The organism is Erwinia sp. (assembly GCF_049696395.1).
Lineage (GTDB): Bacteria > Pseudomonadota > Gammaproteobacteria > Enterobacterales > Enterobacteriaceae > Erwinia.
In genome coordinates, this window is sequence record NZ_JBAVTT010000002.1 from 1 (window position 1) to 13,037 (window position 13,037).

Consider the following 13,037-nt stretch of genomic DNA (forward strand, 5'->3'; position numbering starts at 1 on the left):
CGGACACCGGTCAGCACGGCAGGCAGCACGGCTGGAAAGAGGATCTTGCGCATAATGGTGAATTCAGAGAGTTGCAGCACCCGCGCCACGTTCAGGTAGTCCTGAGGGATGCGTTTGACCCCCTCGGCGGTGTTGATGATCATCGGCCAGATAGAACAGATGAAAATGGTCCAGCTGGAAGCCGGTTCGGCACGCTGGAACAGCAGCAGACCAATCGGTAACCATGCCAGCGGGCTTACCGGGCGTAACAGGGAGATGATCGGGCTGAACATTCTGCCGAGGAAGGTAAAGCGCCCCAGCAGGAAGCCCCCCGGAATGCCGACCAGCGCGGCAAGGCCAAAGCCGACAGCCACTCGCTCCAGCGAGGCCAGCACATTCCAACCAATGCCCTGATCGTTTGGCCCGGCGTTATAAAACGGATCGGCAAACAGCGTGACTGCAGCCTCCCAGGTGGAAGCCGGATCGGGGAAGCCTTTGCTGTAGAGCGCGGCAATCTGCCAGACAGCCAGCAGCAGCAACATGCCGCAGATCCCTGGGATGGTCCGTTGGATCACCGGCCTCAGCCAGTTACGCTTCGGCGCGGCAACGCTCTCCGCTGGACTTTTCAGGCTAATCACTTCCGCTTTTACCGGGGTAACTTCAGCCAGTAGCGGCACAACCCGAGCCTGGTTTTTCATTTCTGACCTCCAGAGTGGATAGCAAAGCTGGCGGCATACTGAGCCGGGTTTGTTCCGTCCCAGACTTTGCCGTCGATAAGGGTGCTGCTGCGCATTTCGCTGGCAGGCAGGGAAACATTGCCCACCGCGCTGGCTGCCTGTTTGTAGATGTCGATACGGTTGATTTGCTTCGCGACGGCGAGATAGTCAGGATCTTCCTTCAGTAAGCCCCAGCGTTTTTGCTGAGTGAGGAACCACATGCCATCAGAGAGCCACGGGAAGCTGACGGCGCCGTCATTGAAGAAACGCATGGCGTGAGCATCCTGCCAGGTTTTGCCCAGTCCATTTTCGTACTGGCCCAGCATGCGACCTTCAATGGTTTCGGCTTTAGTATTGAGGTAGGCGCGTCCGGCAATGACCTGCGCGGTTTCCTTGCGGTTGGCATCAGAAGCATCAATCCAGCGCGACGCCTCCAGCACCGCAGCGGTCAGCGCACGCGCACTGTTCGGGTTCTCTTTCACCCACTCAGCGCGGGTGCCCAGAATTTTTTCCGGGTGATCCGGCCAGATGGTTTGCGAGGTTTCAGCGGTGAAACCGATGTTGTCGCTAATCGCCCGCTGGTTCCAGGGCTCACCCACGCAGTAGCCGCTCATGTTGCCGATTTTCATGTTCATCACCATTTGCGGAGGAGGAACCACCACGGTGCGAACGTCTTCGAAAGGATTGATCCCACCCTTGGCCAGCCAGTAATAGAGCCACATGGCGTGCGTGCTGGTGGGGAAGGTATGGGCAAAGGTGTAAGTCCCGGCAGGCCTGGCAGCAACGGCTTGTTTCAGCCCGGCCAGCGTGGTCACGCCAGCTTCTTTGAGCTGGTTCGACAAGGTGATAGCCTGGCCGTTTTGATTGAGTGTCATCAGGTTGGCCATGTCATGCTGAGGACCCGCCACGCCCAGTTGCAGACCGTAAATCATGCCGTAAAGCACATGGGCTGCATCAAGTTCACCGGAGGTTAATTTGTCGCGTACTGCCGCCCAACTGGCCTCTTTACTCGGGGTGATAGTGATGCCGTATTTTTTATCAAACCCTTTGATTGAGGCCATCACCACCGGGGCGCAGTCAGTCAAAGGGATAAAGCCAACGCGGATGTTGGTTTTCTCCGGCGCGTCAGATCCTGCAGCCCAGACGCTGTTCATCAGGCCGGGGACAAGATAGCCACCGCCCAACAGGGCACTGCTGGCGAGGAATCGACGTCTGGACAGCGGAAAACTCGTTTTGCTCATCTTTGGGCTTCCTGAAAAAAATCCATAAAAAAAGGCGTCCGACCAGCATGCTGTAAGCACGCGGTTGGACGCCTTTATCCAAAGCACTCGCTTCACCGCCATTGGCGAAACAAATGCATTATTGTGTTCAGAGATATTGCAAAGGCTATGCCAGAATTGGCAACTGCCTGAACTTCTTAAAAAAACGGGTTAATTGCCCCGTTGAACGGCAAAAAGCGGACGGTAATGTGCCCCAGCATGAGGCACCATTCGCACACCCTTTGTGCAACTACTCACTTAGGAGTAGAGGGGAATGCGGCCGCGACAGAAAGCACTGCGCTGGCGATATCCACCATCCGGCGATTCTGATCCATGGCCATTTTTCTCAGGGTTTGCCAGGCCTGTTCTTCGTTAAAACCGTGCAGACGAATCAACAGCGCTTTGGCCTGATCGATCTGTTTCCGCTCAGTTAGCGTGGCCCGCATCGCCGCCAGCTCATCGTCCTGTGCCTGAAGGCGCTGTGACTGCTCCTGCACCAGTCCCAGCACGGTGCGTCCCAGATTTGGCATCAGTCCACCGGTTTCCAGCGACTGCACTTCCTGCTTCAGCCAGTCTTTACCGGCAACGTACACGCTGTAGGCCGGTTCGTTCTCCAGCTGCGCCATCGCCAGCTGCATATCCGCTTCACTATGACGGGCCTGTAAACTCGCCAGTTTCAGGCTCTCCCGGCAGCGCTGCATCAGGTGCTGGGCCAGACCATCTTCAATGGTTTTCAGGCCGTCAATACGCCGGGTCATTAACTGAAACCAACGCAAAGCCATCTCTGCTCCCTGCTCGTCCGGCGTGCTGCGAGTGCAGGCAATACGTCTCAGCCGTTCAACTTCGCTTTCGCTACTGCTGACAACCCGCCATTTTTGCAGGCTTTGGGCATCGGCAAACTGGGCGAAGTTGGCAAAGCAGCGTTCCTGCGCCTCAATTAGCGCCACCATCCTTTCCCCCTGCTCCACGCTAAACTGCCCGGCAGCATAGCCTGCCGATCCGGTGGCCCGCTCCTGTCCTGCCAGCTCTTTCCCCTGCATAAAGCTGAACATGGCGATCAACGCCCGCGAGACTTGCGGATCGGAGGAGCTGTCGATCATCTCAAAAGCCAGGTCCAGCAATTTTCGAATAATCTGGTTGAACTGCTCCATTGCCCCGGCATGGCTTAACGTAAAATGCCTGACGTTCTCACGCAGCGCTGGCAGCTCACTTAAGGTGTGAAGCGCAGCGGCTATCCGACTGTAAAGACGACGATTTCCAGCCCAGGCGTTGTCCGCTTCCGGAAGAGGTGGCAGATGATCCAGCACACTTTTCAGCGCCAGACTGACCTGCCTTGCTCGCGCGGGCAATTCATCACCAAATAACTGTCCCTGCGAGCAAATCCAGATATTGCTGGCACCACGCTCTCGCTGAAGCTCATGGACCAATTGGCTGATCTCCTCAGTCAATTGACCCGTGTGCAGCAAATTTTGCAGACCGGCGCGTTCACATTGATGTGAAGCCACCAGCCAGGAAAGGGCGGCGGGAAGGATTTTGCTCATCAAACCGTCTCCGAAGTTGAGTTCTCTGATACAGATAAGCAAATCTTGTGCCGCAAGCAGATTTCTTTTGGCTTTTAACTGAAAATACCGCGTTGAGCGAAAATATTCGTGCAACAATAAATATTAGTGAGATTAATGATTAAAGGCTACCGGCTGTTAACATTGGCTATCCCCTTTGAGCGCCGCTATTCATGCGGCTTTACAACAGTTTATCGATCCTAATCAAATTGACTTTTTGTCACCTTTCTGGCAAAGATTGTCACCTTCGGGAGCGTCAGTATCATGTAAAGTGGCGTCCTGCAATTGTTCCCATTCTCAAAAGCGTCAGGTAAACTGGCAACGAATTTATCTTTCTGTAAACCTGACTAATTTTTCATGCGCCGGGCGGCTTTTCTGGCCGAATGCTGACAATGAACGTAGGGTTTTGCCTGTGGACTATAAGACACACTGATGAAATGCATGAGGACCAATGTGAAAATAAGCATCGCGTTTACCCTGTTGGCAGTGCTGTCCCTGTCCGGATGCAAGGCTCCTCCTCCGCCGATGACGGATGACACCATCGTGACCAGTGAGGTGGATGGCGTGAAATTTACCCACCGTCACGCGGTTCAGGCACCCACATCTTTTACCCCAGTCAATGAGACCTACCGCGCGTTGTATAACGCCTCGGTGATGACCAGCCCGGATTTCAGCGGTAAAAATGTCCGTTATCTTGAAAACGGCAAACCCTTCACCGTGCTGGGCGAAGTGGAAAATCACTGGCTGGCCATTGCCGATCCCGATCAGGAACAGTTGATTGGTTACGTACCGTTCAAAGCCGGTGTGAAATCCGATCTGTATGACGCTACGTTGAAAAGCGATCGTCCCCGCCCGCGTAAAAACGCCAAAAAAGTGTGTGTAGATGTCGGTGGACAGAGCAAAGCCTGCCGCAACAACGCCACGGCTACCTGGATTCTGGAATAACAGTGTTCTGCGCCACGGAAGGCCAGCAATCACTTTCCGACTAGACGAACCAAAGCATCAGCCTTGCTGGTGCCACACAGCCGAGACAGTAAAACCCTGATGACCCCGGAATACCCCGCTGACATGTCGCAGTCCGTCAGCCAAGAAAACCCGTTACTGGCCGCAGCGGCACCGTTGCTGAATGCAATTGTGCAGATCCGCCTGGCAGCCACGCATGACGACCCTGCCGGTTTGCGTCAGCAACTGGTCGATGAGATCCGCCTGTTTGAAACCCGCTGCAAACAAGCTGGCCTGCCCTTTGACATGATCATTGGTGCCCGCTACTGCCTGTGCAGCGTGCTGGATGAAGCCGCAGCCCAGACGCCGTGGGGCACGCGAGGCGTCTGGTCTGGCAACGGTCTGCTGGTCACCTTCCATAATGAGAGTTGGGGCGGCGAAAAAGTCTTTCAGCTGCTTTCACGCGTGTCGCAAAATCCGCAGTTGCATCTTCCCCTGCTTGAAGTGATCCACTATTGCCTGCTGCTCGGCTATGAAGGCCGTTACCGGGGGATGGATCAAGGGAAATTTCAGCGTGATGCCCTGCGCAACCGCCTTGCTCAGCTGATCAGCGATACGCGTGTGCAGCAGCAACCGCCACACGAGCTACAGCCTTTAGCGCCGGCCAGCCAGAACACGTTCTGGCGACCCCCGGTGCCGCTGTGGGCTTGTATCACGCTGACAGCCTTTATCGCCTGCCTGATTTATTCAGGTCTTAACTGGCGGTTGGGTAATACGGCTGAACCTTTGCTGCGTGCCATCTGGCAGACTCCGCTGCCAAAAGCTGAACCCGTCAGGCGCACCAGCGCTTCTCAGGCCATTCTGGATTTACGCCAGCGGCTGAATGACCTGATCGTGGACCGAACCCTGGATGTTGCCGATGGCGCCAATAGCAGCAAAGTGATTATTGCTGCCGATAAACTGTTCAACCCGGGTGCCAGTGATTTAACGCCAGCAGGCCGCGCTATCATGATGCGGATAGCCGCGGCCATGGACAATATCAAAGGCACTCTGCAGGTCAGCGTGTACACCGATAACCAACCGGTGCGCTCTGCCCGCTTCCCCTCTAATTACGAATATTCGCTGGCACAGGCCCATACTCTGACCTCGTTATTGCAGAAGTTAATGATCCAACCCGGGCATTTGATCCGCGGTGAAGGCCGTGGCGACAGCAATCCACTGCTTCCCAACGACAGTAAAGAGAACCGGGCACAAAATCGCCGGGTGGAAATTCTGCTTTTCCCGGCGCCTGAAGTTCAAACCAACAGCACACCAGCGGGGAAACCCTGATGTCTTCTCGCCTTTATTCCCTGATATTTAACCGCCTGCTATGGGGCTTTATCGGCATCAGCGCACTGTCAGCAGTAATCTGGATGCTTGGCCCGCAGCTGATGATCGGTGGCAGCCACTGGCTGGAGCCTGCGGTGAATCGCCAACTGGCGATCTGCCTGTGCTTTTTTCTGTGGATCGTCTTCCAGCTGATCCCCCAGCTTTATCGCGCCTGGTTTAACTCGCGCCTGCTGAACAATTTGCAGAACGGCAACGTGGATCACGCCGATCAGGCCATGACCGAGGAGCTGCTCAGCACCCGCTTTAATGAAGCGGCGATGCGTCTCAAGAAAACCCAGTTTAGCGGACGGGGTGAGAAGAAAAAGAACCGCGGCTGGCTGCAACGCGTGAACGCACAGTATCTGTACCAGCTTCCCTGGTACATGATTGTTGGCGCGCCAGGTGCCGGGAAAACAACGGCCCTGGTGAATTCGGGTCTGAGGTTTCCGCTTAGCGACAGCTTCGGCAAATCAGCCCTGCGCGGCGTAGGTGGCACCCGTCATTGTGACTGGTGGTTTACCGAAGATGCCGTGCTGCTGGATACCGCAGGCCGTTATACCCTGCAGGAAAGTCAGCGCACTAAAGATGCCAGCGAATGGCAAACCTTTATCACCTTGTTGAAACGTTACCGCACGCGCCAGCCGATCAACGGGGTGATTATGACCATCAGCGTGGCCGACCTGCTAAGCGACTCTGCCGAAGCGCGCTTTACTCAGGCGACGGCGTTGCGCCAGCGTATGTCAGAACTGCATCAGCAGACCGGCATCCATTTCCCTGTCTATGTGATGGTGACCAAAACTGACCTGCTGAAAGGGTTTATGAGCTATTTCGGTTCGCTGGATAAAGCTCAGCGCGATCGCATCTGGGGCTTCAGTTTCCCCTGGGAAAATAACCGTAACAGTGAATTCGCTGTTAATCAGCTGTTCGACGATAAGTACCGCAGCCTGACTCTGCGTTTACAGGAAGAGTTAGCCGCCAATATGGCGCGGGAAAGTGATCTGACGCTACGCGCAGAGTGCTTCCTCTTCCCTCAGGAGTTTGCCTCTCTGCGGCCATTACTGGCTGAGTATCTCGATATCGTTTTCTCACCTGAAAAGGGCGAAATGCCCTGGTCGGTACGCGGGGTGTTCTTCACCAGTGGCACTCAGGAAGGGCTGCCGTTTGACCGCATAATGGGCGAGTTAAACCGCAAGTTGCAGCTTCCTCAGGCGGCAGGTCAGTCTATCGCCAGCTGGGATTCGGTTAACCGCTACGCGCCGATCCCGGCGAACAAAGGCCAGAGCTATTTTATCCGCTCGCTGATGGATGACATGATTTTTGCGGAAAGTGGACTGGCTGGCAGCGATCGCTCGTGGGAGCACCGTAACCGACTGCTGCACTGGGCAGGGTATGCTTCTTTGGCCCTGGCGCTAATGATGGCCACCCTGCTCTGGACCACCAGCTACTATAAAAATCAGCAATATCTGCAGCAGGTTGGCAACCGGATGAGTGACGTTAACCAGCAGGCAAAACAGCTGGCTGCCAATAACTCCGGAGATATCCTGGATCTGCTACCCTTCTTAAACAGTTTGATCGCACTGCCGCAAAGTGGAAGTTTCTCGCTTGAAGCGCCACCAGTCAGCATGCGCGGCGGATTATACCGTGGCGACCAGGTCAGTGATGCGGCCTGGGGCCTTTATCAAAATGCCCTGAAATCGCTGTTGCTGCCTCGCGTGGCGCAAAATATCACCCAGACCCTGCGTCAGGACAAAGGGGATGACAGTGAATTCAGTCGCAATGCGTTGCGTGCTTATCAGATGCTTTATCAGCCACGCAGCTATGACGGTGAGTTTCTTCGGGGATGGGTCATGCAGAACCTTCAGCGTACTCTGCCCGCCAATGTGACCACCCGCCAGCTCCAGCAGCTGGACTGGCACCTGAGCCAGTTACTTGACCGCCAGATCCAGAGTTCTCCCTTTATCCGGGACAATACTCTGATGATGAGAAAGTTAGCATTGGAGTTGGAAAATGCAGGGCATCAGCCGGAAATCGGCACGGTGATTATTCCTGCCCCTGCGCAGATAGCCGCTAACGCTCCCTGAACAGAAGGTCAGCACAATGGCAGAAAATACAGAGTTGGGGTGGTACGGCAAGCTGCCCTCCACCGGTGATTTTCTTCAGCGCAAGTTGCCTGAGGCGACCGTTAACAGCTGGTCAAACTGGTTCCAGCTGGGATTATCACACTGGCATCATCACGGTGAACGCAATGCCGAGCTGTTCAGCCGTGCGCCGGTGTGGAACTTTGCCTTGCCCGCTACGCTTGGCGTGCAGCGGGTGCAAATTGGCTGCCTGGTCGCCTCGCGCGACAGAGTAGGACGCGCGTGGCCACTTTTAGCCGTACAAAGCGTGCCGGTCGGACTCTGGCACCCTGCGCAGTTAGCGGTTTCCGGTGAGTGGTTCAGTAACCTTGGCAAGACATTGCATCAGGCGATCACGGCTAACGCTACGCCTGACGTACTGAGCCGTGCGCTGCTTTCTTTGCCGCCGTTGTCGCTTCCGGACACCGGCAGATCGGACATTATGGATGTGATTGGTTATCAGGATCTTCCCTGTACTTTAGACTGGCATGAAGTGGCACAACGCTTTAATCCGGGCCAGTACACCAGCTACTGGTGGACCAATCAAAGTGACGGCTATCCTCTGGCCAGCCATAAACACAGCGGCAATCTCACCGCCCAGCTTTTTTCACAATTATTCGATCCGGCCGCTGTAGCGCAACCGGGTCGACATGGACTCTATCCTCCGATGTTTGAATAGAGTTATTTGGCCTCTGGCCCTGGCTTCAGGAAAAGCGCATGCGATTTACCATTGTTGAGAGCAGAACCGGGGCGCCAGTCACCGCCTGTGACTTTATTGCCCCAGGCGGCACCATTGGCCGCAGCGTGGATAACGATCTGGTTCTTCCCGATGACGAACGGGCCATTTCTCGTCTGCAGGCGGTGGTTCACGTTGCCAGTAGCGGCGACTGCCGGCTGACCAGCCACGGCAGCGTAATTGCGGTGTTACACAATCAGGCACCGCTGTCTCGCGGCAGCCAGATTGCGCTGCAACATGGCGACCTGCTGGGTATTGGTGATTACCAGATCCAGGTCAGCGATCCTGCCAGAGCAGATGAAAAGCCTTTCAGCGATGTCGACCCGCTCTCGCTGTTTAGTGAAGATCACTCCCTGCCCGCCGATCCGTTGGGGATCCTGCTGGAAGAAGAACCCCTGCTGATTCCCCCGTCAGATGGGCAGACAGCCGAACAGATGGCGGCACGAACCGCCCGGCAAAATGACGCCAGACTGGGTATCGAGCCGCTCAGTTATGACGCCCCTCACAACGAAAGAGCGGTCACGGACTGCAACTCTGAACGGCTTCTCGCCGCGTTGATGGAAGGAATGGGCCTGGAGCATGGCCAGGGTAAACCCGATCTGACCGAAGATCAGCTGCGGATCACCGGCAGAATGCTCAGCCTGTTTTCTCAGGGCACCGTTGCGTTGCTCTCCTCCCGCTCTATTCTTAAGCGCGGAGTGAAGGCAGAGATGACCATGATCCTGAATGAAGCCAATAATCCCTTTAAAATTCTGCCGTCAGGCAAAACCGTGCTGATGCAGATTTATCAAAGTCAGATGCCCGGTTTTATGCCGCCTGAGCAAGCCGTCCGCGATGCGCTGGTCGACCTTCAGGCGCATCAGCTGGGGATGATTGCCGGTATTCGCGCTATTATCGCCGCCATGCTGCAATCCTTTAATCCGCAGCGGCTTGAAGATCACGCTAAGCGTGAGGGTGCCCTGCCGAAATTTGGTCTGCCTGGCAGTAAAAAAGCCGCGATGTGGGAAGCTTATCAACGCCATTATCAAAATACCTCAGGCGAAATTGAGGATGATTTTCATACCCTGTTTGGTGATGCTTTCCTGCAGGCCTACGACATGGAAGTCAATCAGTACAAAGACTCACAAATCCGACCGGAAGATGAATGAAGATTAACTTTGCTTCGACCTCACAAATTGGTGCAAGAGAGAGCAATCAGGACGAAACAGGCGCGCATACAGGCGTACATTCTGCCTGTTTTTTAGTCTGCGATGGCGTGGCGGGCACGGAAGGTGGCGAGATCGCCGCCAGACTTGCCCGGGACTCGCTGCTGGGCGAACTGCTTGACGATCGGCCCATTAATCCAGCTGATACCGAAAATTGGGTCACTAAAGCCGATCAGGCCATCCGTCTGGCGCAGAGGAATAATCTGAATTTTCACCGGATGAGCACCACGCTTGCCGCCCTGTTTATCGACCGCGTGCAGCAACGCTCGTGGTGGGCCCACGCTGGTGACAGCCGTGTTTATCACTTCCGTCGGGGGTTTATCCATACGGTGACTCGTGACCACAGTCTGGCCCAGCAAATGAAAGAGGCCGGTGTTGATAATTCCGGTATTAACAGTAATTTACTTTATAATGCGCTCGGCGCGGATGGCACGCTTCCAGTCAGCTACAGCGATGTGATGCAGCTGGAAGATGGTGACGCCTTTCTGGTCTGCACTGACGGATTCTGGTGCAGCCTGACGCCCCAGGAAATGGAACAGGCCTTGCGGATGGTTAACTCGCCTGAAGAGTGGCTGGCACTGATGCAAAAAGCCATTAACCGCAGTGAAAAAAAAGACAATTTGAGTGCTGTGGCCGTTTGGGTTGGCTCGCCACAGGAAACCACCCTTTTACAATCGATGGCGGATTCGGCTCGTTTTTTACCGCCGCGTGATTAATACCAAGGATCGCTATGAAATTCTGGTTGCCAGCTACTGCCACATTGTTGATAGCAACTGCCGCACAGGCTGAAGATTACCGCGTGGTTTACTCTCCCAGCCTGGCGCTGGAAGTGTTTATTGATAACGTGGAGAGTAATGCGCCGCAGGACTGGTGCCAGGAAAACATTCATTTGCGTATCGTCTCCGGCAAAAGCAAAGAGTCCAGCGTGTTGACGACTTTTCTGCCCCGTGTAGGCAACCTGTTGCAAAATCAGTGCGGCAAGCTGGTCGAACTGCCGTGGCAGATGACCAATGATGCCGGGTCAGTGCTGGCAACGGGAACCGCCTCTAAAGAGCAGAGCTGGCGACCGATTGTGATTGCCGATGCTACCGCCGCGGCGACCGCCAGCAATGCTTCGCCACTCGATCTTTCGCAGCCTGCTAACAGCGCGCCTTTGCAGCATTTTGACCTGCCTGCTGGCTGCCATTTCCGTACCTGGTGGGATGACAAAGGCCAGTCGCTGTTTATTCCTGACAGCAAAAGACTGACCTGTTCAACGGAAGGCTGGCTGGAAGGCCCCAGCGAACTGACGCTTTCCAGTAATGGCAAAGCCGAGCCGGTTGCCGTGCAGTTCTATCAGGGCTATCCGCTGAAAAATATTCACCCGGCCTCCGGCGTGCTCGACATCGTTGCCGCCAATAACCAGCGCCTGGTGGCCGCAAAATCCGATGCACCTGACAGCTGGTTACTGCTGCCGTTTAATGCCACACAGCATGTCTGGTCGTTTGATGGCGTGATGCTGGTTAAAATGGACAAAACCCAGGCTACCGATCCAGAACAACTGAAAACCCGGGTGGATGCTTTACGTAAAGCCTGGGCTACGGTGATGGCTCCGAACGCCAAAATTACCGTGCTGCTGGTTGATGACCTGCATGCAGACCTGGCCGATCCGGCTATTGGCGCCTGGCGCACCGTTAACTAACTCCGGATGGATACTATGTCGGCGAACGAAAAGACCAAAACTGTTCCCAATGCCCTTCCGGCCGGGCACCGTTTTAATGAGTTTGAAATCAAGGAAGTGATTGGCGGCGGCGGCTTCGGGATTGTTTATCGTGCCTGGGACCATTTGCTTGAGCGCACTATTGCGATCAAAGAGTATCTGCCGATTTCGCTGGCATCCCGCGAGGACGATCTGACCATCGTGCTGCGCGGTGAACGCTATCAGAAGTTATTCAACGCCGGTCTGAACAGTTTTATTCAGGAGGCCCGCCTGCTGGCCCGCTTCAATCACCCTGGTTTGCTGCATGTTTTGCGCTTCTGGGAAGAGAACGGCACCGCGTATATGGGCACGCTCTATTACAGCGGCATGACGCTGAAAGAGTGGCAGCAAGGGAGTCCGGAGAGCGTAACGGATAGCTGGATCCGTCAGCTATTGCCGCCGTTATTTGGCGCCATCGATACCATTCATCGCGGCGGTTATCTGCACCGTGATATCTCCCTGGACAATATCCAGATTCAGGAAAACCAGCTGCCGGTTCTGCTGGACTTTGGCTCTGCGCGCAAAGAAATTGGCAATCTCTCGGATGAAACCGAGATTATGCTGAAGCCTGGCTATGCGCCTATCGAGCAGTACAGCGAAGAGAGCGACAGCGATCAGGGACCCTGGACGGATATTTACGCCCTGGGAGCCGTACTGCATACGCTGGTTACCGGAAGTCCTCCTCCAGTCAGCGTGGTGCGCTGCATTGAAGATCGCTATCAGCCGCTAACCCAGCTGAGGCCAGAAGGCTTCTCTCTGTCGTTGCTGAACGCTATCGACCAGTCGCTGGCGATGAAACCTCAGGACCGCCCGCAGACTATCGACGAGCTGGCCGCGCTGATTGAGCTACCTGTCAGTACGGTAGAGCAGTTAGTGACAGCGGTCACCCCTATTTCTGAACCGACTTACGAACCGATGACCGAGCCTGAACCCGTTCCTGAACCGGTGATGATTGCGGTCAACCCTGCGGCTGGAGCCGCTGAAATTGTCAGCCAGCGCGCCTCCCGTAAGCTTTCCAAACCGCTGGTCGTGTTGAGTAGCGTGGCGCTGCTTGCCGTTATCGGGCTGGTTGTGGCGCTGGATCGTGGGGGCGATAAAGCCCCAGAGCAGTCTGCAGAAGCTGGTGCGGCAGAGGCTTCGGCCCCGGTTGCCAGTACAACGGCTCCGGCCACTCCGTTAAACACCGGGCCGATGCTGGCAACGGTCTATCTGAGGCTGACTACCGGAGAAACCGTTTTGCTTAACGGCATGCCAATGGATGTGAAGCCCAATAACAATGGCTATGCTTCGCTTAACCTGGCGGCGGGAAGTTATAAAATTGAGGTACACTCCGCCACTGCTGTGCATAGCCAGCAGCTGGAGATCAACAAAGCGGGAACCTGGCTGATTAATCCGGGCGTGTAGGCGTGCAAGGGTGG

General features: G+C 55.4%; 11 protein-coding genes. 8 read left to right on the forward strand and 3 right to left on the reverse strand.

The window, feature by feature from the left end:
- From WCC56_RS00085 to WCC56_RS00095, 3 genes are all read right to left on the reverse strand, one after another.
- The coding region (locus tag WCC56_RS00085) for an ABC transporter permease (RefSeq protein WP_424690401.1) at window positions 1–677 on the reverse strand (677 nt) is incomplete at its 3' end.
- A complete protein-coding gene (locus tag WCC56_RS00090) occupies window positions 674–1,936 on the reverse strand; it encodes a CmpA/NrtA family ABC transporter substrate-binding protein (RefSeq protein ID WP_424690402.1) in 1,263 nt (420 codons plus the stop codon). The genes WCC56_RS00085 and WCC56_RS00090, both read right to left, overlap by 4 nt.
- A gap of 272 nt (window positions 1,937–2,208) precedes the next feature.
- Window positions 2,209–3,495: a nitrate- and nitrite sensing domain-containing protein gene (locus tag WCC56_RS00095; RefSeq protein ID WP_424690403.1), complete on the reverse strand. Its 1,287-nt coding sequence runs from the start codon at window positions 3,493–3,495 to the stop codon at window positions 2,209–2,211.
- A gap of 450 nt (window positions 3,496–3,945) precedes the next feature.
- Here WCC56_RS00095 and WCC56_RS00100 point away from each other — a divergent pair, with 450 nt between their 5' ends.
- The 8 genes from WCC56_RS00100 (at window position 3,946) to WCC56_RS00135 (ending at window position 13,023) form a co-directional block, all read left to right on the forward strand.
- On the forward strand, window positions 3,946–4,458 hold the full coding sequence (locus tag WCC56_RS00100; protein ID WP_424690404.1) for an SH3 domain-containing protein: 513 nt from the start codon (window positions 3,946–3,948) through the stop codon (window positions 4,456–4,458).
- Between the two features lie 99 nt (window positions 4,459–4,557).
- Window positions 4,558–5,784: a type IVB secretion system protein IcmH/DotU gene (icmH, locus tag WCC56_RS00105; RefSeq protein ID WP_424690405.1), complete on the forward strand. Its 1,227-nt coding sequence runs from the start codon at window positions 4,558–4,560 to the stop codon at window positions 5,782–5,784.
- Entirely contained in the window at window positions 5,784–7,904 is a 2,121-nt protein-coding gene (tssM, locus tag WCC56_RS00110; protein ID WP_424690406.1) for a type VI secretion system membrane subunit TssM, read from the forward strand. Before icmH ends, tssM begins: the two co-directional genes overlap by 1 nt.
- Before the next feature lie 16 nt (window positions 7,905–7,920).
- Entirely contained in the window at window positions 7,921–8,619 is a 699-nt protein-coding gene (tagF, locus tag WCC56_RS00115) for a type VI secretion system-associated protein TagF (protein ID WP_424690407.1), read from the forward strand.
- Between the two features lie 38 nt (window positions 8,620–8,657).
- The gene (gene tagH / locus WCC56_RS00120) at window positions 8,658–9,824 is read left to right on the forward strand and encodes a type VI secretion system-associated FHA domain protein TagH (protein WP_424690408.1); all 1,167 of its coding nucleotides are present in this window, start codon (window positions 8,658–8,660) and stop codon (window positions 9,822–9,824) included.
- Window positions 9,821–10,597: a PP2C family protein-serine/threonine phosphatase gene (locus WCC56_RS00125; protein ID WP_424690409.1), complete on the forward strand. Its 777-nt coding sequence runs from the start codon at window positions 9,821–9,823 to the stop codon at window positions 10,595–10,597. The genes tagH and WCC56_RS00125 overlap by 4 nt, the downstream gene beginning before the upstream one ends.
- Before the next feature lie 14 nt (window positions 10,598–10,611).
- Entirely contained in the window at window positions 10,612–11,562 is a 951-nt protein-coding gene (locus WCC56_RS00130; protein ID WP_424690410.1) for a hypothetical protein, read from the forward strand.
- A gap of 15 nt (window positions 11,563–11,577) precedes the next feature.
- Window positions 11,578–13,023, forward strand: coding sequence for a serine/threonine protein kinase (locus WCC56_RS00135; RefSeq protein ID WP_424690411.1), 1,446 nt, complete (start codon window positions 11,578–11,580; stop codon window positions 13,021–13,023).
- Window positions 13,024–13,037: the final 14 nt, after the last annotated feature.

Bases quoted from the DNA above. Each gene is read 5' to 3' on its own strand.
- WCC56_RS00090 (WP_424690402.1), bottom strand. From the start codon at position 1,936: ATGAGCAAAACGAGTTTTCCGCTGTCCAGACGTCGATTCCTCGCCAGC.
- WCC56_RS00095 (WP_424690403.1), bottom strand. From the start codon at position 3,495: ATGAGCAAAATCCTTCCCGCCGCCCTTTCCTGGCTGGTGGCTTCACAT.
- WCC56_RS00100 (WP_424690404.1), top strand. From the start codon at position 3,946: ATGAAATGCATGAGGACCAATGTGAAAATAAGCATCGCGTTTACCCTG.
- icmH (WP_424690405.1), top strand. From the start codon at position 4,558: ATGACCCCGGAATACCCCGCTGACATGTCGCAGTCCGTCAGCCAAGAA.
- tssM (WP_424690406.1), top strand. From the start codon at position 5,784: ATGTCTTCTCGCCTTTATTCCCTGATATTTAACCGCCTGCTATGGGGC.
- tagF (WP_424690407.1), top strand. From the start codon at position 7,921: ATGGCAGAAAATACAGAGTTGGGGTGGTACGGCAAGCTGCCCTCCACC.
- tagH (WP_424690408.1), top strand. From the start codon at position 8,658: ATGCGATTTACCATTGTTGAGAGCAGAACCGGGGCGCCAGTCACCGCC.
- WCC56_RS00125 (WP_424690409.1), top strand. From the start codon at position 9,821: ATGAAGATTAACTTTGCTTCGACCTCACAAATTGGTGCAAGAGAGAGC.
- WCC56_RS00130 (WP_424690410.1), top strand. From the start codon at position 10,612: ATGAAATTCTGGTTGCCAGCTACTGCCACATTGTTGATAGCAACTGCC.
- WCC56_RS00135 (WP_424690411.1), top strand. From the start codon at position 11,578: ATGTCGGCGAACGAAAAGACCAAAACTGTTCCCAATGCCCTTCCGGCC.